This is a genomic window from Pseudomonas putida group bacterium ESBL64, from assembly GCF_045277175.1.
Lineage (GTDB): Bacteria > Pseudomonadota > Gammaproteobacteria > Pseudomonadales > Pseudomonadaceae > Aquipseudomonas > Aquipseudomonas alloputida.
Window position 1 is genome coordinate 2451953 of sequence record NZ_CP145799.1, and the last position, 20091, is coordinate 2472043.

General features: G+C 63.2%; 23 protein-coding genes. 9 read left to right on the plus strand and 14 right to left on the minus strand.

Annotated features, from left to right (window positions below; translation table 11 throughout):
• Position 1: 1 nt before the first annotated feature.
• Entirely contained in the window at positions 2-883 is an 882-nt protein-coding gene (locus V6093_RS11145) for a DMT family transporter (protein ID WP_406669792.1), read from the minus strand.
• 195 nt (positions 884-1078) lie between these two features.
• Here V6093_RS11145 and V6093_RS11150 point away from each other — a divergent pair, with 195 nt between their 5' ends.
• Complete coding sequence (locus V6093_RS11150) at positions 1079-1207, plus strand: hypothetical protein (RefSeq protein ID WP_003254652.1); 129 nt, start codon at positions 1079-1081, stop codon at positions 1205-1207.
• Between the two features lie 110 nt (positions 1208-1317).
• Here the strand turns inward: V6093_RS11150 and V6093_RS11155 are convergent, their stop codons facing one another.
• Together V6093_RS11155 and cysK are read right to left on the minus strand one after the other, a co-directional pair.
• A complete protein-coding gene (locus V6093_RS11155) occupies positions 1318-2253 on the minus strand; it encodes an aspartyl/asparaginyl beta-hydroxylase domain-containing protein (protein WP_003254653.1) in 936 nt (311 codons plus the stop codon).
• 173 nt (positions 2254-2426) lie between these two features.
• Positions 2427-3401 (minus strand): cysteine synthase A, encoded by a 975-nt coding sequence (cysK, locus tag V6093_RS11160; protein ID WP_003254654.1) that lies wholly within the window; start codon positions 3399-3401, stop codon positions 2427-2429.
• Positions 3402-3533: 132 nt separating this feature from the next.
• On the opposite strand from cysK, the gene V6093_RS11165 reads away from it, so the two are divergent.
• The 3 genes from V6093_RS11165 (at position 3534) to V6093_RS11175 (ending at position 6832) form a co-directional block, all read left to right on the plus strand.
• Positions 3534-4607, plus strand: a complete 1074-nt coding sequence (locus V6093_RS11165) for a DUF748 domain-containing protein (protein WP_054888689.1) — start codon at positions 3534-3536, stop codon at positions 4605-4607.
• A 187-nt stretch (positions 4608-4794) separates the two neighbouring features.
• A complete protein-coding gene (locus V6093_RS11170) occupies positions 4795-5640 on the plus strand; it encodes a MoxR family ATPase (protein WP_003254658.1) in 846 nt (281 codons plus the stop codon).
• Between the two features lie 13 nt (positions 5641-5653).
• Entirely contained in the window at positions 5654-6832 is a 1179-nt protein-coding gene (locus tag V6093_RS11175) for a VWA domain-containing protein (protein WP_274094386.1), read from the plus strand.
• 81 nt (positions 6833-6913) lie between these two features.
• Here the strand turns inward: V6093_RS11175 and V6093_RS11180 are convergent, their stop codons facing one another.
• Genes V6093_RS11180 through V6093_RS11195 form a run of 4 tightly spaced genes read right to left on the minus strand, consistent with a single transcriptional unit; the run spans position 6914 to position 10586 of the window.
• Positions 6914-7831 (minus strand): biotin-dependent carboxyltransferase family protein, encoded by a 918-nt coding sequence (locus V6093_RS11180; protein WP_406669793.1) that lies wholly within the window; start codon positions 7829-7831, stop codon positions 6914-6916.
• Positions 7828-8514 carry a 5-oxoprolinase subunit PxpB gene (pxpB, locus tag V6093_RS11185; RefSeq protein ID WP_003254664.1) on the minus strand — a complete coding sequence of 229 codons (687 nt, stop codon included), beginning with the start codon at positions 8512-8514 and terminating at the stop codon, positions 7828-7830. The genes V6093_RS11180 and pxpB overlap by 4 nt, the downstream gene beginning before the upstream one ends.
• A complete protein-coding gene (locus tag V6093_RS11190) occupies positions 8514-9290 on the minus strand; it encodes a 5-oxoprolinase subunit PxpA (RefSeq protein WP_406669794.1) in 777 nt (258 codons plus the stop codon). The genes pxpB and V6093_RS11190 overlap by 1 nt, the downstream gene beginning before the upstream one ends.
• Before the next feature lie 9 nt (positions 9291-9299).
• A complete protein-coding gene (locus V6093_RS11195) occupies positions 9300-10586 on the minus strand; it encodes an MFS transporter (RefSeq protein ID WP_406669795.1) in 1287 nt (428 codons plus the stop codon).
• Positions 10587-10716: 130 nt separating this feature from the next.
• On the opposite strand from V6093_RS11195, the gene V6093_RS11200 reads away from it, so the two are divergent.
• Entirely contained in the window at positions 10717-11628 is a 912-nt protein-coding gene (locus V6093_RS11200; protein WP_341782764.1) for a LysR family transcriptional regulator, read from the plus strand.
• Positions 11629-11762: 134 nt separating this feature from the next.
• On the opposite strand, the gene V6093_RS11205 is transcribed toward V6093_RS11200, so the two are convergent.
• From V6093_RS11205 to V6093_RS11215, 3 genes are read right to left on the minus strand one after another with little or no spacing between them, the layout of a single operon-like run.
• On the minus strand, positions 11763-12284 hold the full coding sequence (locus tag V6093_RS11205) for a DUF2937 family protein (RefSeq protein ID WP_003254669.1): 522 nt from the start codon (positions 12282-12284) through the stop codon (positions 11763-11765).
• Positions 12285-12293: 9 nt separating this feature from the next.
• Positions 12294-13067, minus strand: a complete 774-nt coding sequence (locus tag V6093_RS11210) for a class II glutamine amidotransferase (RefSeq protein ID WP_003254671.1) — start codon at positions 13065-13067, stop codon at positions 12294-12296.
• 14 nt (positions 13068-13081) lie between these two features.
• Complete coding sequence (locus V6093_RS11215) at positions 13082-13579, minus strand: hypothetical protein (RefSeq protein ID WP_003254673.1); 498 nt, start codon at positions 13577-13579, stop codon at positions 13082-13084.
• Positions 13580-13758: 179 nt separating this feature from the next.
• Between V6093_RS11215 and V6093_RS11220 the strand changes: the two genes are divergently transcribed.
• Entirely contained in the window at positions 13759-15801 is a 2043-nt protein-coding gene (locus V6093_RS11220; protein ID WP_274094389.1) for a S9 family peptidase, read from the plus strand.
• Positions 15802-15998: 197 nt separating this feature from the next.
• Here V6093_RS11220 and V6093_RS11225 read toward each other — a convergent pair whose 3' ends face one another.
• On the minus strand, positions 15999-16277 hold the full coding sequence (locus V6093_RS11225; RefSeq protein WP_003254675.1) for a hypothetical protein: 279 nt from the start codon (positions 16275-16277) through the stop codon (positions 15999-16001).
• 132 nt (positions 16278-16409) lie between these two features.
• On the opposite strand from V6093_RS11225, the gene V6093_RS11230 reads away from it, so the two are divergent.
• Positions 16410-16781 carry a YajD family HNH nuclease gene (locus V6093_RS11230; RefSeq protein WP_003254676.1) on the plus strand — a complete coding sequence of 124 codons (372 nt, stop codon included), beginning with the start codon at positions 16410-16412 and terminating at the stop codon, positions 16779-16781.
• 72 nt (positions 16782-16853) lie between these two features.
• The gene (locus tag V6093_RS11235) at positions 16854-17324 is read left to right on the plus strand and encodes an RNA methyltransferase (protein ID WP_003254677.1); all 471 of its coding nucleotides are present in this window, start codon (positions 16854-16856) and stop codon (positions 17322-17324) included.
• Positions 17325-17388: 64 nt separating this feature from the next.
• Here the strand turns inward: V6093_RS11235 and V6093_RS11240 are convergent, their stop codons facing one another.
• From V6093_RS11240 to V6093_RS11250, 3 genes are read right to left on the minus strand one after another with little or no spacing between them, the layout of a single operon-like run.
• Positions 17389-17718 (minus strand): aldehyde dehydrogenase family protein, encoded by a 330-nt coding sequence (locus tag V6093_RS11240; protein WP_144000372.1) that lies wholly within the window; start codon positions 17716-17718, stop codon positions 17389-17391.
• The gene (locus V6093_RS11245) at positions 17610-18818 is read right to left on the minus strand and encodes a hypothetical protein (protein ID WP_144000373.1); all 1209 of its coding nucleotides are present in this window, start codon (positions 18816-18818) and stop codon (positions 17610-17612) included. The genes V6093_RS11240 and V6093_RS11245 overlap by 109 nt, the downstream gene beginning before the upstream one ends.
• Positions 18819-18859: 41 nt before the next feature.
• Positions 18860-19309 (minus strand): YcgN family cysteine cluster protein, encoded by a 450-nt coding sequence (locus V6093_RS11250; protein WP_004575890.1) that lies wholly within the window; start codon positions 19307-19309, stop codon positions 18860-18862.
• A 144-nt stretch (positions 19310-19453) separates the two neighbouring features.
• Here V6093_RS11250 and V6093_RS11255 point away from each other — a divergent pair, with 144 nt between their 5' ends.
• A complete protein-coding gene (locus V6093_RS11255) occupies positions 19454-20047 on the plus strand; it encodes a nitroreductase family protein (protein WP_014755682.1) in 594 nt (197 codons plus the stop codon).
• Positions 20048-20091 lie beyond the last annotated feature (44 nt).

Sequence of the window (20091 nt, forward strand, 5' to 3'; positions counted from 1 at the left end):
CCTACGCCTCGGCCAGGCGCGCGGCAGGCTTGCGAAACACGAACAGCAGCCCTACCACGATCAGCCCCATGCCCAACAGGCTGAGCGGTGCCAGGCGGTTACCGAAGATCAGCAAGTCCATTACCGCAGTCACTGCCGGCACCAGGTAGAACAGGCTGGTGACATTGACCAGGTTGCCCTTGGCGATCAGCCGGTACAGCAGCAAGGTTGCCAGCAGCGAGACCACCAGGCCCATCCACAGCAGCGCACCGACGAAGCTGCCGGTCCACTCGACATGAAGCGGTTGCAGAGGTGCGAACAGCGCGCACATGGCAAAGCCGGCCAGGTACTGCAGCGGCAGTGTGCCCATGGGGTTGTCGGTAATGCGCTTCTGCAGGATCGAACCAAAGGTCATGCTGACCAACGCCAGCAGGGCGAACAGCATGCCCGCCAGCGATACCCCGCCCAGGTTGATGCCCTGGTAGACCACCATGATCAAGCCACCCAACCCCAAACTCAGGCCGAACAAACGGCTCCAGGAACGCTGGCGTTCCATCAGCACCACGGTGAGGATCGGTTGTACCCCCATCACCGTGGCCATGACGCCGGGGGTGACATGGGTATCAAGTGCCAACAGATAGAAAATCTGATAGGCACCGAGCAGCACACAACCGGTACCCAGGGCGCGCAGAATGCTCCCGCGAGTACGCGGCCAGCGCAGCCCTAGCAACGGGCCGATCAGCAACAGGCCGGCCAGGGCCAGCGCCAAGCGCAACAGCAGAAAGGCAAACGGGCTGGCATGCGCCAGGCCGAGCTTGGAGACGATCGCCCCGCTGCTCCACAGCAGGACGAACAGGCAGGTAGTGGCCGCCGAGGCCACGGACGTTTTGGTAAAGACAGACATGAATTGCCACCTGATAGTAGGCAGATAAGCCAAACGGACGGCGTGCGCTTCAACGTGAGCAGTAGCCGACCGTGTTCAGTACGTTGCGCGTGCGAAGGGTTGCGGCACGAAGCCGATCAGCCCAGCACAACCACGCAATGAGGCGGAGCTACGCCGCCTACGACGCCACTGACAGGTGGTGGGGAGTGACAGATCATGACCGGCTGCTGGCTACCACGCACGACCAAGCCCGCGACTGGCGCGATGGCAAAGCGTGTGGTGGAAGGGATGGCTGGCATGAACGCGGTCTTTGAGAAAGTGAATGTTCTGGAATATAGCGAGTGATTCTTCGCGGCACAACCCCGCTGCCACAAGCGCACCCTCGTCCTTGAAGGATGAGGCGCACCGGTGGCAGCGGGCTTGCCCCGCAAAGGGGCCGGTTAGCGCAGAAAAAATCAGAACAACCAGCGATACAACAGATACGCCACCACCACCGCCAGTACCGGCCGCAGCACGCGGTAAGCCTTGGGGTTGGCGCGTTTGAACTGCTTCACATGGCTGCTGATCCTGTTGCTGAAGCGCTTGCTCCAGGCGTACGCCTGGTTGATCCCGCCCACGCGCTCGTCGTCGGTGTTCTGCGGCGCGGTGGCGCGGCCGAGGAAGGCACTGACCTTACGGTTGATGCGCGTCATCAGCGGGCTACTCAGCGGGCGCTCGATGTCACAGAACAGGATCACGCGGGTAACGTCGGTTTCGTTCTTGACCCAGTGCACGTAGGTTTCGTCGAACATCACGTCTTCGCCATCACGCCAGGCGTACTGCTCACCGTCCACGTAGATGCGGCATGCGTCGGAGTTGGGCGTGGACAGCCCCAGGTGATAACGCAGCGAGCCTGCGAACGGGTCGCGGTGCGGGTTCAGGTGGCTGCCGCCGGGCAGCAGGGCAAACATTGCGCCTTTGACATTGGGGATGCTGCTGACCAGCTCGACAGTGCGCGGGCACAGGGTTTGCGCCGAAGGCAGGGGTTTGTCGTACCACTTCAGGTAAAAGCGCTTCCAGCCTTTCTTGAAGAACGAACCGAAGCCGGCGTCGTTATCTTTCTCAGCGGCACGGATATAGCCTTCGTCGAACAGGCGCATGGCCTCTTCGCGGATTTCCTGCCAGTTGTCCTTCAACACGTCCAGCTCGGGGAAGCGCTGGCGATCCAGGTAGGGCTTGGACGGCACGCCGGAAAACAGGTACATCAACGCGTTGTAGGGGGCGAACAGCGCCGAATGGTTGACGAACTGGCGCAACACCGGCAGGCGGGCCTTGCCGCGCAAGTGCACGAACAGCACGCTGCCGAAAAACACCAGCAAGACACCCGCCTTGGCTGCAAAGGAAAAGGTCATGCTTTCACTCCTTGAGGAAGAGTCAGGGCTGCGCTGCCTGCTCTCCAGAAAATCATCCTGCCATCATAAACCGATCCCGCCGCGGTAAAAACAACCCGGGCGGGATCGCATTCATGAAGATTTTGCAATAAACCAGGCCGCCGATCGTTGCGCCGGATCAGCGGGAAGGCCGATTACTGCTGGTTTTCCTGCTCGCTGAACATGTCGCTGAACAGCATGCTCGACAAATATCGCTCGCCCGAATCGGGCAGGATTACGACGATGGTCTTACCCTGCATTTCCGGTTTTTCGGCCAGGCGCACCGCTGCCGCCATTGCCGCACCGCAGGAAATACCACAAAGGATGCCCTCTTCCTGCATCAGACGAATCGCCATGGCCTTGGACTCTTCGTCGGTCACCGTCACCACTTGGTCGACGATCGACAGGTCGAGGTTTTTCGGCACGAAGCCGGCGCCGATGCCCTGGATTTTGTGCGGGCTTGGCTTCAGTTCTTCGCCGGCCAGGGTCTGGCTGATCAGCGGCGATGCCACGGGCTCCACTGCCACCGACAGGATGGCCTTGCCCTGGGTATGTTTGATGTAACGCGACACGCCGGTGATGGTGCCGCCAGTGCCCACGCCTGCCACCAGCACGTCGATGGCGCCGTCCGTGTCGTTCCAGATCTCAGGGCCGGTGGTTTTCTCGTGAATGGCCGGGTTGGCCGGGTTTTCGAACTGGCCCGGCAGGAAGTACTGCTCCGGGTCGGAGGCGACGATTTCGTTGGCCTTCTCGATGGCGCCCTTCATGCCCTTGGCCGGATCGGTCAATACCAGCTCGGCGCCCAGTGCCTTCAGCACCTTGCGGCGCTCCAGGCTCATCGAGGCGGGCATGGTCAGCATCAGCTTGTAGCCGCGGGCGGCGGCGACGAAGGCCAGGCCGATACCGGTGTTGCCCGAGGTGGGCTCGACGATGGTCATGCCCGGTTTGAGCTTGCCGCTGCTTTCGGCGTCCCAGACCATGTTCGCGCCGATGCGGCATTTGACCGAGTACCCGGGATTGCGCCCTTCGATCTTGGCCAGGATGGTCACGCCGCGCGGGGCGATGCGGTTGATCTGCACCAGCGGCGTGTTACCGATGGAGTGGGCGTTGTCTGCAAAGATACGGCTCATGGCAGGGGTCCTTGGCATGAAAAAGCAGGGAAATGCCTCAAGGGTAAGCCTGCTGCGGTGGCCCGTAAAGCCTGTTCGAACTCAGCCCGGCACGTTGCGGTCAACCGCACATCCCGCCTTGGAGACAGCCTCATGAAAGCCCGCTATCGCTGGCCGCTGGTCGGCCTGGCCAGCCTGATCGTGCTGCTGGTGGCGCTGCACCTGGCCCTGCCCTACCTGGTGCGCGACTACCTCAACGACAAGCTGGCCGACATGGGTGACTACCGCGGCCAGGTAGCCGATGTGGACCTGGCCTGGTGGCGCGGTGCCTATCAGATAAACGGGCTGAAAATCGTCAAGACCACCGGCAAGGTGCCCGTACCGTTTCTCGACGCCCCACTGATCGACCTCTCGGTGAGCTGGCATGCGTTGTGGTACGACAAGGCGGTGGTGGCGGAGGTGACCTTCGTGCACCCCGAGCTGAACTTTGTCGACGGTGGTAGCAAACAGGCATCGCAGACCGGCCAAGGTACCGACTGGCGCCAGCAGCTGGAAAAACTCCTGCCCATCACCCTCAACGAAGTGCGTATCGACAAGGGCGTGCTGACGTTCCGCAACTTCAATTCCAAGCCACCGGTCGACCTCAAGGCCACCCGGTTGAACGCCAGCATCCGCAACCTGACCAACGTGCGCGACCAGAAAGGCCGTCGCGACGCAAGTTTCGAAGGCACGGCGCTCATCGCGGGGGATGCGAACGTAGAAAGCCGTGCCACCTTCGACCCTTTCAGTGATTTCGACGACTTCGAATTCAGGCTTCGCGCCACCGGCATCGAGCTGCGCAAACTGAATGACTTTGCCAGCGCCTACGGCAAATTCGACTTCAATGCCGGGCACGGTGACGTGGTCATCGAGGCCCAGGCAGAAAACGGCCGGCTGAACGGCTATATAAAACCGCTGCTGCGCGATGTCGACGTATTCGACTGGCAACAGGACGTCGAGGAAAAGGACAAGGGCTTCTTCCGCTCGGTGTGGGAGGCCCTGGTGGGTGCGACCGAGACGGTGCTGAAGAACCAGCCGAAAAACCAGTTCGCCACTCGGGTGGAACTCAGCGGCAGTGTGCGCAAGCAGGATGTCAGTGCCTTCGAGGCGTTCCTGCAGATCCTGCGCAACGGGTTTGTCCAGGCATTCAATGCGCGCTATGAGCAACCAGCGCCGAAGTCTGACTGAGACAGCGTGACGGGGCATTCAGGGACTGAATACCCGGTCTGCGTTTGCAGCCGCCTGGCCCCGCGTTATAGTCGGAAACAAATCCGGATTATGTGCTGCCTGTTCGGGCCTCTTCGCGGGTAAACCCGCACCTACAACCCTGTACCGCGAAAAGGCCCGCACAGCCCTAAACAGAGGACAACCCCCCATGAAGTTCGAAGGCACCCGCGACTACGTCGCCACAGACGACCTGAAACTGGCGGTAAACGCGGCCATTACCCTCGAACGCCCGCTGTTGGTCAAGGGCGAACCGGGCACCGGCAAAACCATGCTCGCCGAGCAGTTGGCGGCCTCGTTCGGGGCGCGCCTGATCACCTGGCACATCAAGTCCACCACCAAGGCCCACCAGGGGCTCTACGAGTACGACGCGGTCAGCCGCCTGCGCGATTCGCAGCTAGGCGTGGACAAGGTGCACGATGTGCGCAACTACCTGAAAAAGGGCAAGCTCTGGGAGGCCTTCGAGGCCGACGAGCGGGTCATCCTGCTGATCGACGAAATCGACAAGGCCGATATCGAATTCCCCAACGACCTGTTGCAAGAGCTCGACAAGATGGAGTTCTACGTCTACGAAATCGACGAGACCATCAAGGCCAAACAGCGTCCGATCATCATCATTACCTCGAACAACGAAAAAGAGCTGCCGGACGCCTTCCTGCGCCGCTGCTTCTTCCACTACATCGCCTTCCCCGACCGCACGACCCTGCAGCAGATCGTCGACGTGCACTACCCGAACATCAGCCAGTCGTTGGTCAGCGAGGCGCTGGACGTGTTCTTCGACGTACGCAAGGTGCCGGGCCTGAAGAAAAAGCCGTCCACCTCCGAGCTGGTCGACTGGCTCAAGCTGCTGATGGCCGACAACATCGGTGAAGCGGTGTTGCGCGAACGCGACCCGACCAAGGCCATCCCGCCGCTGGCCGGTGCGCTGGTAAAAAACGAGCAGGATGTACAACTGCTCGAGCGCCTGGCCTTCATGAGCCGGCGCGGCAACCGCTGACAGGAGCAGGGCCATGCTGCTCAATCTGTTCAATGAGATGCGTGCGGCCAAGGTGCCGGTTTCGGTGCGTGAACTGCTCGACCTGCACCAGGCCTTGCAAAAGCGCGTGGTGTTCGCCGACATGGACGCGTTCTACTACCTCGCCCGCGCCATCCTGGTGAAGGACGAACGCCACTTCGACAAGTTCGACCGTGCCTTCGCAGCCTATTTCAAGGGCCTGGAAAACCTTGACCGGCACATTGAGGCACTGATCCCCGAAGACTGGCTGCGCAAGGAATTCGAGCGCTCGCTGACCGATGAAGAACGCGCGCAGATCCAGTCGCTCGGCGGCCTGGACAAGCTTATCGAGGCCTTCAAGCAGCGCCTCGAAGAGCAGAAGGAACGCCACGCTGGCGGCAACAAGTGGATTGGTACCGGCGGCACCAGCCCATTCGGCTCGGGCGGCTTCAACCCCGAGGGCATCCGCGTCGGTGAGGCCGGCAAGCGCCAGGGCAAGGCAGTAAAAGTCTGGGACCAACGCGAGTACAAGAACCTCGACGACCAGGTCGAGCTTGGCACCCGCAACATCAAGCTGGCCCTGCGCCGGCTGCGCAAGTTCGCCCGCGAAGGCGCCGCCGAAGAGCTGGACATCGACGGCACCATCGACCACACCGCGCGTGATGCCGGGTTGCTGAACATCCAGATGCGCCCCGAGCGGCGCAATACCGTGAAGCTGCTGTTGCTGCTCGACATTGGCGGTTCGATGGATGCCCACGTCAAAGTCTGCGAAGAGCTGTTCTCGGCCTGCAAGACCGAGTTCAAGCACCTGGAGTATTACTACTTCCACAATTGCGTTTATGAGTCGGTGTGGAAGAACAACCTGCGCCGCACGTCCGAACGTTTTTCCACCTTCGACCTGCTGCACAAGTACGGCGAAGACTACAAGGTGGTGTTCGTCGGTGACGCGGCCATGGCGCCCTACGAGATCACCCAGCCGGGTGGCAGCGTAGAGCACTGGAACGAAGAAGCCGGGTATGTGTGGATCCAGCGCTTCATGGAAAAATTCAGGAAGGTCATCTGGATCAACCCGTACCCCAAGCAGGCCTGGGAGTACACCGCCTCGACCCATCTGGTGCGCGACCTGATCGAGGACAAGATGTATCCGCTGACCCTGCAAGGGTTGGAGGACGGGATGCGCTACCTGTCCAAGTGAGGTTGCCTGCTCCAACATCGCCGTCAAGGCATGCACAGCACGTGTGTAGGAGCGGGTTTACCCGCGAAGAGGCCGCCCGCTCTACCGCCAACGGTTCAGGTAATCCTGCTGCTCCCGCCAGGCCTCGTCCTGCACCACCGCCCTGAACCGCACCACCGCCCCCGGCATGCACTGCGCCAGTTGCGCCAGCGCCAGCGGCGTCAGCGCGCCCAGCCGCGGGTACCCACCAATGGTCTGCCGGTCATTGAGCAACACGATCGGCTGCCCGTCCGGCGGCACCTGTACCGCTCCCAGCGGGATCCCTTCGGAGATCATCGGCGCCCCTTGGTACACCAGCTGCGGCCCCAACAACCGGATGCCCATGCGGTCGGCCCGGCTGTCCAGCGTCCACTCCCGGTTGAATGCCTCGAACAGGCTGGTACCGCTGAATTCACCGATCTGCGCGCCCATCACCAGGTCGAGCACCGGCTTTGGGGCGAACTGTGGGCACAACGCGTGCGGCACTTCGCGCAGGGGTGCACTGCTACCGGTAAAAGCCAATGCCTGGTTTCTAGCCAGCGCAGCCCCCTGGCCATCGATGCCACCCAGTGCTTCACGTACCACGGTGGCACAACTGCCCAGCACCTCCTCACCCAGGAACCCACCCGGTGCCGCCAGATACGCCCGCACACCCACTTTGGGCTGCTTCAGGGTCAAGCGCTGCCCCTTGGCCAGGGCAAAGCTGCGCCATGGCGCCAGCGGCTGATCATCGACACACGCATCCAGGTCGGCACCGGCCAGGGCCAGCACGCAATCCTGTTCGGCCACCACGCAAAAACCACCCAGCGCCACCTCGACCACCGTCGCCCCCAACGGGTTGCCCAGCAGCCAGTTGGCCCAGTGCATCGCCACCCAGTCCAGCGCCCCGCCCTGGGTCACGCCAAGGTGGCGCACGCCAAAGCGCCCGGCATCCTGTAACTGGCACAACGGCGTACTGGCCTCAATCATCAACTGCTTCATCCCTGCGCCTCCACATCACCACCCATGGCCAGGAATTCGCTGCGCGAAACCGGCACGAAGCGCACCCGGTCACCGGGTTGCAAAAGGCTGTAACCCTCACGCTCACGGTCGAACAACCGCACCGGGGTGCGCCCGATCAGGTTCCAGCCACCCGGCGATACTGCCGGGTAGGCCGCCGTCTGGCGCTCGGCAATACCCACGCTGCCCGCCGCCACGCGCTTGCGCGGGGTACTCAGACGAGGGCTGGCCAGGCGCTCGTCGACCAGGCCCATAAAGCCGAAACCAGGCGCGAAGCCCAGGGCAAACACCGGGTAATCACGTTCGCCGTGCAACCGAACAATCTCCGCTTCACTCAAGCCGCTGCGGGCCGCCAGCACAGGCAGCTCGGGGCCGACACTGGCGTCGTACCACACCGGGATCTCGTGTCGGCGGCCGCCACTGCCGGTGTCAGGCTGCAAGCCGTCCAGCGCCTGAGCGATTCGCGCCCTGGCCTCGCCCGGCGGCAGGGCAGACTGCACCATCAGCGTGGTGTAGGACGGCACCAGGTCCAGCAGGTGCTCGCCGAACGCCGCGCTCAAGCGCCGGCTGGCGGCGAGCATCCATGGCATGTTGGCCTCATCGATACGGTCGAACAGGCGTACCATCAGGCTGTCGATGGCGACCACTTCAATTCGCGGCTTCATCACACCTCCAGCCCATCGAGGGCCTGGCGAATCTGCCGCACCGCCGCCACCGAACTGTCGTTGTCGCCATGCACGCAGAGGGTGCGGGCGGCAAGCTGCAAGGCACTGCCATCGTCAGCCAACAGCGCTTCGCCTCGGGCCAGACGCACCGCCTGCTCCACCACCCGCGCCGGGTCGTGATGCACCGCGCCCGGCAGGCGCCGCGACAGCAGATGGCCGCTGGCGGTGTAGGCGCGGTCTGCGAACGCCTCGAACCACAGCGGCACGCCGATTTCATCGCCCAGTGCCTGGGCGGCACGGTTGTCGGCGGTGGCCATCAGCATCAATGGCAGGTTGCTGTCATAGGCCGCTACGGCCTCCAGCACGGTACGCAGCTTGAGCGGGTCGGCCATCATGTCGTTGTACAGCGCGCCATGGGGCTTCACATAGGCCACACGACCACCCAGCACTTTGCAGATGCCATCCAGCGCACCGATCTGGTAATGCAGCAGGTCGCGGATTTCTTCCGGGCTGCAGGCCATGGAACGGCGGCCGAAGCCGACCAGGTCCGGGTAGGCCGGATGCGCGCCGATAGTCACCCCGTGCTCCAGCGCCAACGTCACCGTGCGACGCATGATACCGGGGTCGCCAGCGTGGTAGCCGCAGGCGATATTGGCGCAATCGATGTAAGGCATGACCTCGGCGTCCAGGCCCATGCGCCAGCTGCCGAAACTCTCACCCATGTCGCAATTGAGTAGCAGGCGTTCCACCACGCGGTCTCCCTTGTCGTTGTGCATAGGCCTACCTTACCGCGCCTGCAGCTGTTTGCCGCGGGTTTCAGGCAAGCTCAAGGCCGCCACGATCACAATGCCGTAGGACACCGCAGAAAACACGCCGATACCCAGGCCCAGCGGAACATTCTGGCCGAGCATGCCGATCATCAACGGAAACAGCGCGGCAATGACCTTGCCGATGTTGTAACAGAAGCCCTGCCCCGAACCCCGAATGCGCGTGGGGAACAGTTCGGTCAGAAACGCCCCCATACCGCTGAAGATACCCGAGGCGAAGAAGCCCAACGGGAGGCCCAGCCACAGCATCACGCCATCGCTGACCGGCATCTGCGTGTACAACAGCACAATGACGAAAGAGCCCACGGCGAATAGGATGAAGTTCTTCTTGCGCCCCAGCAGGTCGGACAGATAAGCACTGACCACATAGCCCATGTACGAGCCGACGATCACCATGGCCAGATAGCCCCCCGTGCCCAGCACACTCAGGCCGCGTTCGTTCTTCAGGAAGGTTGGCAGCCACGAGGTGATGGCGTAGTAACCGCCGAGCGCGCCGGTGGTCAGCAGGGATGCCCGCACGGTGGTCCAGAGCATGCCCGGCGCGAAGATTTCGTAGAAGCGCGAGGGTGCCTTGGCGTTTTCCATTGCCTTGGCCTTACGATAGACCTCAGGGTCCTTGACCAGGCGGCGAACGAAGATCACGAAGATTGCCGGTACCAGCCCCAGCAGGAACAACGCACGCCAGGCCTGCTCTGCCGGCAGCCAGGAGAACAGCAGCGCATAAAGGATGGCCGTGAGGCCCCAGCCAATTGCCCAGCCGGACTGCACCATGCCCACCGCCTTGCCGCGGTCCTGGGCGCGGATCACTTCGCCGATCAACACCGCGCCGGCGGTCCACTCGCCACCGAAGCCAAAGCCCATCAGGGTTCGGGCAATCAACAGTTGCTCGTAGTTCTGAGCGAAGCCGCACAGGAAGGTGAAGAAGGCGAACCACAACACCGTCAGTTGCAGGGTACGCACCCGGCCGATGCGGTCGGAGAGGATACCGGCCACCCAGCCTCCTACAGCCGAGGCGATCAGCGTGCTGGTGTGGATCAACCCGGCTTCAGTGGTGGTGATACCCCACAGCATGATCAGCGTAGGGATGACGAAACTGAGCATCTGTGTGTCCATGCCGTCCAGGCCATAGCCAATCTTGCAGCTCCAGAAGGTACGTCGTTGCTGTTTGTCGATGTCACGGTACCAGGCGAAAGGCCCGGACGAAGGGAGGGTACTGACCTGCTGCTGCACGCCGGTGGGGTTCATGGATGCCTCGGCTTGTTGGTATTGTTTTATGGGCGACATGAAGCGTCGCGGCCTGGGCGTCATTGTTCAGAGGCCGCCTCGCCTGCGTCCAACGAAAAAAACCGCCGGTCTGGAACAAGAAAAACTGATCATGAACCTTCGCTTCCTCGAAACCTTCGTCTGGGTCGCCCGGCTCAAGAGCTTCCGCCTGACGGCAGAAAAGCTGTTCACCACCCAGGCTTCGGTATCCAGCCGTATTGCCGCACTGGAGGCTGACCTGGGCGTGAAGCTGCTGCTGCGCGACTCCCGCGGCGTCAGCCTGACCCCGGAGGGCGGCAAGGTACTGGAATACGCCGAACGCATGCTGGAAACCGCCAAGGCCATGAAGCAGTCGCTGGACAGCGACCGGGCCAAGGTCGGGCGCATTCGCATCGGGGTAATGGATACTGTGATCCACACCTGGATGAGCGCACTGGTGGCGGAGCTGACCGAGCGCTACCCGCAGGTGGAAATCGAACTGGTGGCCGACACCGCGCTGAACTTGCGCGAGCAGCTGCAGAAGGGCTTTCTTGACGTGATCTTGCAGACCGACTTGCTGCGCGAGCAATCGATCCGCAGCCTCGACCTGGCGCGCTACCCAATGGGCTGGGTGGTGGCCGCAGGCGCCCACCAGCACCGGGACTATGCGTCGCTGGCCGAACTTGGGCGCGAGCGCATCATCACCTTCTCGAAGAATTCACGGCCACACCAGGAGGTGCTGAGCTTGCTGCAGGCTGAGGGGGCAGAGGCGCCGCGGTTGAATTGTGTGAACTCGGTGGCGGCGATTACCCGGCTGTTGCGCGACGGTTTTGGCATTGGCGCGCTACCGCCGGCGCTGGTGGATGCCGAGTTGGGCCGGGGCGAGCTGGTGCTGCTGGAAGGGTTGCAGCCGCCGCCGAGCCTTGAGCTGGTGGTGGCGTGGCAGACCGGGGTGGCGTTGGTCGATGAGGTGGTTGGGGTTTGCCGGCAGGTGTTGGAGCGGTATGCGCGGGATGTGGGGGGGCAGCGGATCGTACTGGTCTGAACAACAGTCTCTGCCTGTACCGGCCCTTTCGCGGGCAAGCCCGCTCCCACAGGTACAACCTGGCCCGCCAGGCCTGTGATGATCCTGTGGGAGCGGGCTTGCCCGCGAAAGGGCCGGTACAGGTACAGCAGAACTTAGCGCCAGCTCTCTTTCACCACCCTGCGCCGCCCGCCCAGGATCAGCCAGCCAATCCCCAGCAACAGGCTTTCGACCACAAAGGCCAGCACAAAACCGGCACCCACACCCCAGCCAATCGCCTCGGGCACCAGCAGAATCTGGTAGCTGTAGCCATTGAGGGTTTCTTCACGCAACTGCGGGTCGGCCTGTACCAGCACATGCCAGGTACGCTCGGCCCATGACCCTTGCAGCACCTGCCATTCGTTTTCCAGCAGTTCGTTGCGGATCATCAGGCTTTCGATGCTGTTGGCATCACTGTTGAATACCGGGTCGTCGCTGCTGCGGTAGTGCTGCAGCAGTGCCTGCAAGTCGCCCTTGAAAAAGCGCTCGGCCGTTTGCCGGAACCCATCGAGTGCCTCGCGCGATTCGAACAGGTGCGCCTCGACCCGCTGGCTGTAGTCCTTGACCAGCCCCGGGACCTGGATACCGGCCAGCAGGCCGAAGGTGAACAACAGCAATCGCAGGTAACTTCTGAACATGCAGCGTCCTTAGCTCTGGCCGTGCGCCACGCACTCGCCGTGCCGCCACAGGGCCCACTGACCCGGCGCGTAGCGGTGCCAGGTCTCGTTCTCGGTCAGGGCCTCGGTGGCAATCACCGTGACCACGTCGTTGGGGGTGGTTTCGGTATGAAAATCGACGATCAGGTCGACATCCTTCAACCGTGCGGCACCAAATGGCGCACGGCGGGTAATGTGCACCAGCTTGGTCGAGCAAAAGCAGAACAACCAGTCGCCGTCGCTGAGCATGCAGTTGAACACGCCCTGACCACGGTAGCCGGCACAGGCTTCGACCAACACTGGCAGCAGCTGCTCCACCGGCACCGGTTCGGGGAAAGCGCTGCGGATGCGGTTGAGCAGGTCGCAGAAGGCCGCTTCGCTGTCGGTGTCGCCCACTGGCCGGTAGAAACTGGCCAGGCCCTTGAAGTCACCCAGCTGGCCGTTGTGCGCGAAGCACCAGTTGCGGCCCCACATTTCCCGTACGAACGGGTGGGTGTTGGACAGGCACACCCTGCCGACGTTGGCCTGACGGATATGACCGATCACCACTTCACTTTTGATCGGGTAGCGCTGCACGAGGTTGGCCACTTCCGACTCGCTGCTCGCGGCCGGGTCCTGGAACAGGCGCAGGCCGCGGCCTTCGTAAAAGCCTATCCCCCAGCCGTCACGGTGCGGGCCGGTACGCCCGCCCCGCTGCATCAGGCCGGTGAAGCTGAAAACAATGTCGGTAGGGACGTTGGCGCTCATGCCCAGTAGTTCGCACATAGGCGTGTCTCCGTTTACAGACGAGGCTCGACCCGGCCTGCGCCACGCGTAGCGGCTGGCGGCAAGTCGTCACGGTAACGGTCGCTGCGCTCGGCAGCCAGCGGCGCCTGGGTGCCGAGCTGGTCATCCTCGGCCCGCTGACGCCTGGCGGCGGCTTCGGCCTGCTCACGGCGTGCGTGCGCGCGCTTTTCCAGCGGCCAGCGCAGCAGCACGAAGAGGAAGTACAGGCCGAAGGCGATCATGCCATACATGGCGAAGTCGGACACAGCGCGCCAGGCGTTGTTGCCGACCTTGAAAGCGACATCCAGCGCAGTGATGGCGATTGCAGGGGCGAAGCTGTCCTTGACCGGGTCGACGATGGTCGGGGTCAGCAGCAGCACCGCCAGCACCACCCGTAGCGGTTCGCGCAGCCAGCGCCACATCCAGCCGGTGAGCTTGAAGCCCACCAGCAGGCACCCTAAGGCGGCTACTGCGTACAAGCCCCAGGCGAAGGTGTAGTCGTTCTCGGTCATGGTGTTCGTGCAAGCCAGGCAAAGAGATGCCTATGATAAACACTTTTCCGGGCGCAGACAGTGTTTGCCTGTGCCGGCCTCTTCGCGGGTAAACCCGCTCCTACCTCGGTGCGATCCCTGTAGGAGCGGGTTTACCCGCGAAGAGGCCGGCACAGGCAACCCCAATCAAGAGATCTTCAATGCCAGCCAAGCCCCAACCCCCGATTGCCCAAGCCGACCAGGCCACCGACCCGTATGCCTGGCTGCAACAGCGCGATACCCCCGAGGTACTCGCTTACCTGCACGCTGAAAACGCCTACCAGGAAGCCTGCCTGGCCGACCAGGCACCGTTGCGTGAGCAACTGTTCGAAGAGATCAAGGGCCGCATCCTGGAGACCGACCTCTCGTTGCCGGCGCCCTGGGGCCCCTACCTGTACTACACCCGCACCACCGCCGGCGACGAATACCCGCGTCACTACCGCTGCCCACGCCCGGCCGACGACTCGAACACCGTCGATGAAAGCCAGGAGCAACTGCTGCTCGACCCCAACGTCCTGGCCAACGGCGGTTTCCTCTCCCTCGGCGCGTTCAACATCAGCCCCGACCACCGTCTGCTGGCCTACAGCCTCGACACCAGCGGCGACGAAATCTATACCCTGTACGTCAAAGACCTGGCCAGTGGCCGTGTCACTGCCCTGCCCTTCGACAACTGCGACGGTAGCCTGACCTGGGCCAACGACAGCCAGACGCTATTCTTCGCTGAGCTGGACGACACCCACCGCCCATGGCGCCTGCGTCGCCACACCTTGGGCACCGACGCCGCGCACACCGTGTTCGAAGAGCCAGACGGGCGTTTCTTCCTGCACTGCTACCGCACCAGCTCCGAGCGCCAGCTGGTGCTGCTGCTGAACAGCAAGACCACCAGCGAGGCCTGGGTGCTGGACGCCGAAACCCCGCAGGCGCCGTTCACCTGCCTGGCGCCGCGCGTCGAAGGCCACGAATACTTCCCCGACCACGGCCAACTCGACGGCCAGTGGCGCTGGTTCATCCGCACCAACCAGGATGGCATCAACTTCGCCCTGTACCACGCGCCAGTCGCACCAGTGCCAAGCCGCGAACAGTGGCAGGTGCTGGTGGCGCACCGCGACGCGGTCATGCTCGAAGGCCTCAGCCTGAACGCCGGTGCCCTCACCCTGAGCCTGCGCGAAGGCGGCCTGCCGATCATCGAAGTACGCCCACAGGGCCTGCCGGCCTACCGCGTCGAACTGCCAGACGCCGCCTACAGCCTGTACGTGCAGGACAGCCTGGAATTTGCCAGCACTCGCATACGCTTGCGCTACGAAGCACTCAACCGCCCGGCCCAGGTGCGCCAGCTGGCGTTGTCCACGGGCGCCCAGGTGGTGCTCAAGCAAACCCCGGTGCTCGGTGCATTCGATGCCGATGACTATGTCAGTGAGCGCCTGTGGGCAACCGCAGCGGACGGCACCCAGGTGCCGATCAGCCTGGTACGCCGCCGCCAGGACCTGGGCAAGACCGTGCCACTGTACCTGTACGGCTATGGTGCCTATGGCGAAAGCCTCGACCCCTGGTTCTCACATGCGCGCCTGAGCCTGCTGGAGCGCGGCGTGGCCTTTGCCATCGCCCATGTGCGAGGTGGTGGTGAACTGGGGGAGGCCTGGTACCGTGCCGGCAAGCAGGAGTACAAGCACAACACGTTCAGCGACTTCATCGCCTGCGCCGAGCACCTGATCAGCCAGGGCGTGACGGCCGCCGACCGCTTGGCCATCAGTGGTGGCAGCGCCGGCGGCCTGCTGATCGGCGCGGTGCTCAACCTGCGCCCTGAGCTGTTCCGCTGCGCCATTGCCGAAGTGCCCTTCGTCGACGTGCTCAACACCATGCTCGACCCGGAGCTGCCGCTGACCGTGACCGAGTACGATGAATGGGGCAACCCTGAGGAGCCGGAGGTGTATGAACGGATCAAGGCTTATGCGCCGTACGAGAACCTGAAAGCGCAGGCCTACCCGGCGATGCTGGTGGTGGCGGGCTACAACGACAGCCGCGTGCAGTATTGGGAGGCGGCCAAATGGGTGGCGAAGTTGCGCACGCTCAAGACCGACAGCAACCTGCTGCTGCTCAAGACCGAGATGGGGGCTGGGCATGGCGGGATGAGCGGGCGGTACCAAGGGTTGAAGGATGTGGCCCTGGAGTATGCGTTCGTGTTTGGCGAGCTGGGTATCCTTTGAGAGAGCGGGGGGCGCGTTGCGCCCCTTTCGCGACACAAGGCCGCTCCCACAGGACAGTGGACTGCACCCCAGATGTTGGACATCTGTCCATCTTCTGAGGGTGCAGTCCACAGCGCGGAATCCAGTCCAACCTGTGGGAGCGGCCTTGTGTCGCGATGGGCTGCAAAGCAGCCCCAGACGCCCTCAGCTCCCGCCCGTCAATCATCCTCCACAACCGGCTTCGGCGGGTCCTGCCGCAACCCGGGCAATGGCTGATCCTTCGGCGGGCCGGGCACTGGCATCGGCGGCAACAAGGGCGCCCCCGGCTGGCTGTCATAAGCCTTGGGCGGCGTACTCGGGGTAATCTGCGGGTATGGCGTAGGCGTCGGCGTACCGGGCGCGCCGGGTACTGGCGGCGTGAGCCTGGGTGGCGTACTGGCAGCTTCTGCCAAGGGCAGGCCAGCCATCAACAGCGCGGCGAGGATCGCGTGAAACATCAGCAACCTCCTGTCGGGAACCTTTCTACAGGCTACGCCTAATTCAACGCTTTCGCCTGTCCGCCTGACCTGCAAGCGCGCTAGACTCAATGGCATAACCGTCACTTGCCTGATCAGAACAAAGGAAACACCATGAGCTCCACCTCTTCTGCCGCCGCCACCGCGCGCCTCGACCGCATCCTGGCCGATGCCAAGCGCGACAAGGAAATGGGCTACCGCGACAAGGCCCTGAGAATGTACCCGCACGTGTGCGGCCGCTGCGCCCGCGAGTTCGCCGGCAAGCGCCTGAGCGAGCTGACCGTGCATCACCGTGACCACAACCACGACAACAATCCTCAGGACGGCTCCAACTGGGAGCTGCTGTGCCTGTACTGCCACGACAACGAACACTCGCGCTACACCGACCAGCAGTACTTCAGCGAAGGCTCCACCAGCACCCCGAGCATTGCCAAGGCTACGCACAACCCGTTTGCCGGGCTGGCGGGCATGCTGAAGAAAGACTGACCATCGATTCGCCCCCCGCTGCTACCGGGCAGCCCGTATAATCGCGCTTTTTTTCGCGAAGGGCCCCGGTACGTGGCAAACAAACGATACAGCTGCATCGGCCTGTTCAACCCCAAGTCGGCAGAAAACGTCGGCTCTGTGATGCGCGCAGCGGGCTGCTATGGCGTCAATTCGGTGTTCTACACGGGCAAACGCTATGAACGCGCACGTGACTTCGTCACCGACACCAAGCGCGTGCACTACGACATCCCGTTGATCGGCATCGACGACCTGCAGCGCATTATCCCGCTGGGCTGCACGCCAGTGGCGGTAGAACTGGTGGAGGGTGCGCGGCCATTGCCGGATTACACCCATCCGGACCGGGCCATTTACATCTTCGGGCCAGAGGATGGCTCGTTGAGCGAAGAGGTGCGGGGATGGTGTGAAGAGACTATCTACATCCCGACCGAGGGCTGCATGAACCTGGCGGCAACGGTGAATGTGGTGCTGTACGACCGCTTGGCCAAGGGGCTGAATACCCGCTCGGGGCCCAAGTTCAAATAAAAAGGCCGCCACTGCGGCGGCAGGACAGACCTGCCAACACAGGGCGACCGAGTGCTGAGCTCCGTCAGAACAGCACCGAAACCGGGCCGAACATTGCCTCGACAAACCATGGGTTGTCGCGATCAACGCTGCCGACGATGGTTGGCTGCACGCTCCCCAACCTCGGTTTCGCCCCGTGAACAATGCTGAGTTTCTGCTCGGCGGTGTATTCCAGGTACGACTTGATACGCTTGAAATGCGACTTGCAGACGATGCCGCCCTGCCGATTGTCAGGCGCAGGGATGCCTAGTGCAGCACCTTGCTCTGCAGCACATCGGAACGCCGCCCCAGCACGTTCTCGCTGATCTGCACAAAGTCTTCGGTACTGACGCTGGGCAGGCGCATCAGCCCCCACACCACATCGTCCAACGAACGTTTGGCCTGGGTGTGAATGCGGATTTCCTTGTCCAGCGCCTGCAACAGCATCACGCCGCGGGCCACCTGGGCCGGGCTTGCGCGTTCACCCTTGAGCCGGTTGACCTTGGCGCCCTGCTTGCTCAGACGCGCCTGCCAGACCTGGTAACGGTCATCACTCATCCCGCCCGAGCGGCGTAGCAACTCGTTGGCGTAATAATCGGTCAGGCTCTCTACCAGCCAGTCACTGCCGTCACGCCCGTGAATCTGCGCGAACAGTTGCACCAATTCGCGCAGCAACGGGCTATTGCCGTTTTCGCTGACCATGGGCCGGGCACTGTTCAGGTACAACGAGCCCTGCGCAGCCATAGCCCCTCGCCACATGCCGTCACGCGCCCCGACCAACAGCAGCTTGGGCGGGTTACGCGGGAACACAGCTTGTAGTTGTGGCCAGACGAATGTGAGCAAGGTCAGGCTGTCCATGCGCCGCATGCCCTGCCCCACCGGCGCGGCCACGGTCACTTCGGTCTCGCCCAGGCGAGCGCGGCGGCTGCCCAGGTCGCCGGCAAGCATCCAGCCGGTCGGGCGATCGAACAAGCGCGACACGTTGTCGATGCGAAACTTCCCCTTGCCGATACGCGGCCAGGACGTTTCGATGCTCTTCCAGCCCTCGGGCAGGTCGAAAGCCAGGCGCGCCACCAGCTCGGTACCATCCTGCTGGTCGAGGCGCGCAGGGGGTATCAGCTGGTCGCCGAGGAACAGTGCCCAGTGTGGGGTGATGCGTGATGAATAGGCGCCGCTGGCCAGCTTCTGGTCCAGCTGCACACGGTAGCTGAGGCTGGTCTTGCCGGCCGCTGGCTGCCAGATACCACGCTGCCCCTTCAGCTGCCATTGCCCATCGGCCTGGAAGCCGCTGTAGGCCCCAGCCTTGCCCAAGTCGAAGTCCAGGCTGCGCACGGCGCTGCCTTCGGCCAATGTCACGCGGACCTCGGCCTGGCCGCTGGCAGGCAGCAAGCGCACCTGGTAGTGGAGGTCGACCTTCTTCGCCCAGGCCGGCGAACTGGCCATCAGGCCCAACAGCAACAACAGCTGGCAACGCATACAGAAACTCCTTGTTTCCCCGAGGCAGCGGGCCGCGCCGGTCAGCTGGCGCGAAAGATCAGGTGGTCTTCCCAGTCGTCTTCGTGCACATCGTGTTCACTGAGCATACGCCCCGACTGGGAAATGCGCTGTTCATGAACCTGTTGCCGGTCGCCACAGACCAGGTGATGCCAAGCCGGCAAGTCCTTGCCCTCACTGACCAGACGGTAACCGCAGGTACTCGGCAGCCACTTGAACTGGTCGGCCTTGCCCGGGGTCAGCTGGATGCAGTCTGGCACGTGGGCGAAGCGGTTGGGGTAGTCGCTGCACTGGCACGTATCCAGGTCCAGCAATTTGCAGGCGATGCGCGTGTAATAGACGCTGTTGTCGTCTTCGTCCTCGAGCTTTTGCAGGCAGCACAGGCCGCAGCCATCGCACAGCGACTCCCACTCTTGCTGGCTGAGTTGTTCGAGGGTCTTGCGCCGCCAGAACGGCGCGTTTTCAGCGATCATCACACAGGGTTCCTGCCTTCATCTTGGGGCCACGGCGCGCGGCGGCGCCAGTCTAGAGCCTGGCCTTCGGCAAAGCCAGACCGCTTGTCAGTCGCGACGGCACGCAGTAGCGTGCGCTTTTCCCGTCCGTTTGCAGGAGCCGCCATGAGCGCTAACCCCCGCATTGCCGATTACGCCATCAACGAGCAGTTCATCAACCGCTGGTCACCACGCGCCTTCACCGCCGAGCCGATCAGCGAAGAAACCCTGCTGAGCTTCCTCGAGGCCGCCCGCTGGGCACCGTCGGCCTATAATTCGCAGCCTTGGCGCTTCCTGTATGCCCGCCGCGACACGCCGAACTGGGAGCGTTACCTGAGCCTGCTGGTGCCATTCAATCGCAGCTGGGCGCAACAAGCGTCGGCGCTGGTGCTGGTCATTTCGAAGACTACCTTCGCGGCCCCGGGCGCTACGGAAGAAAAACCGGCCCTGTGGCACACCTTCGACACGGGCTCTGCCTGGGGGCACCTGGCCCTGCAGGCCAGCATCAGCGGCTGGCATACCCATGGCATGGCCGGCTTCGATCAGGACCTGGCACGTCAGGAACTGAAGATTCCCGATGGTTACGCACTGCATGCCATGGTGGCGATCGGCAAGCTGGGGGACAAGGCCAGCCTGGATGAAGCCCTGCAGGCGCGTGAAGTGCCGAGCCCGCGCAAGCCGCTGAGCGAGCTGGCTGCTGAAGGCGATTTCAGCCTGTAAGGTTTGTGTTGGCCGTGCTGGCCTCTTCGCGGGCAAGCCCGCTC

Excerpts from the sequence above, each read along its gene's own strand:
- V6093_RS11145 (WP_406669792.1), bottom strand. The coding sequence starts at position 883 with ATGTCTGTCTTTACCAAAACGTCCGTGGCCTCGGCGGCCACTACCTGC.
- V6093_RS11150 (WP_003254652.1), top strand. The coding sequence starts at position 1,079 with ATGACCGGCTGCTGGCTACCACGCACGACCAAGCCCGCGACTGGCGCG.
- V6093_RS11155 (WP_003254653.1), bottom strand. The coding sequence starts at position 2,253 with ATGACCTTTTCCTTTGCAGCCAAGGCGGGTGTCTTGCTGGTGTTTTTC.
- cysK (WP_003254654.1), bottom strand. The coding sequence starts at position 3,401 with ATGAGCCGTATCTTTGCAGACAACGCCCACTCCATCGGTAACACGCCG.
- V6093_RS11165 (WP_054888689.1), top strand. The coding sequence starts at position 3,534 with ATGAAAGCCCGCTATCGCTGGCCGCTGGTCGGCCTGGCCAGCCTGATC.
- V6093_RS11170 (WP_003254658.1), top strand. The coding sequence starts at position 4,795 with ATGAAGTTCGAAGGCACCCGCGACTACGTCGCCACAGACGACCTGAAA.
- V6093_RS11175 (WP_274094386.1), top strand. The coding sequence starts at position 5,654 with ATGCTGCTCAATCTGTTCAATGAGATGCGTGCGGCCAAGGTGCCGGTT.
- V6093_RS11180 (WP_406669793.1), bottom strand. The coding sequence starts at position 7,831 with ATGAAGCAGTTGATGATTGAGGCCAGTACGCCGTTGTGCCAGTTACAG.
- pxpB (WP_003254664.1), bottom strand. The coding sequence starts at position 8,514 with ATGAAGCCGCGAATTGAAGTGGTCGCCATCGACAGCCTGATGGTACGC.
- V6093_RS11190 (WP_406669794.1), bottom strand. The coding sequence starts at position 9,290 with ATGCACAACGACAAGGGAGACCGCGTGGTGGAACGCCTGCTACTCAAT.
- V6093_RS11195 (WP_406669795.1), bottom strand. The coding sequence starts at position 10,586 with ATGAACCCCACCGGCGTGCAGCAGCAGGTCAGTACCCTCCCTTCGTCC.
- V6093_RS11200 (WP_341782764.1), top strand. The coding sequence starts at position 10,717 with ATGAACCTTCGCTTCCTCGAAACCTTCGTCTGGGTCGCCCGGCTCAAG.
- V6093_RS11205 (WP_003254669.1), bottom strand. The coding sequence starts at position 12,284 with ATGTTCAGAAGTTACCTGCGATTGCTGTTGTTCACCTTCGGCCTGCTG.
- V6093_RS11210 (WP_003254671.1), bottom strand. The coding sequence starts at position 13,067 with ATGTGCGAACTACTGGGCATGAGCGCCAACGTCCCTACCGACATTGTT.
- V6093_RS11215 (WP_003254673.1), bottom strand. The coding sequence starts at position 13,579 with ATGACCGAGAACGACTACACCTTCGCCTGGGGCTTGTACGCAGTAGCC.
- V6093_RS11220 (WP_274094389.1), top strand. The coding sequence starts at position 13,759 with ATGCCAGCCAAGCCCCAACCCCCGATTGCCCAAGCCGACCAGGCCACC.
- V6093_RS11225 (WP_003254675.1), bottom strand. The coding sequence starts at position 16,277 with ATGTTTCACGCGATCCTCGCCGCGCTGTTGATGGCTGGCCTGCCCTTG.
- V6093_RS11230 (WP_003254676.1), top strand. The coding sequence starts at position 16,410 with ATGAGCTCCACCTCTTCTGCCGCCGCCACCGCGCGCCTCGACCGCATC.
- V6093_RS11245 (WP_144000373.1), bottom strand. The coding sequence starts at position 18,818 with ATGCGTTGCCAGCTGTTGTTGCTGTTGGGCCTGATGGCCAGTTCGCCG.
- V6093_RS11250 (WP_004575890.1), bottom strand. The coding sequence starts at position 19,309 with ATGATCGCTGAAAACGCGCCGTTCTGGCGGCGCAAGACCCTCGAACAA.
- V6093_RS11255 (WP_014755682.1), top strand. The coding sequence starts at position 19,454 with ATGAGCGCTAACCCCCGCATTGCCGATTACGCCATCAACGAGCAGTTC.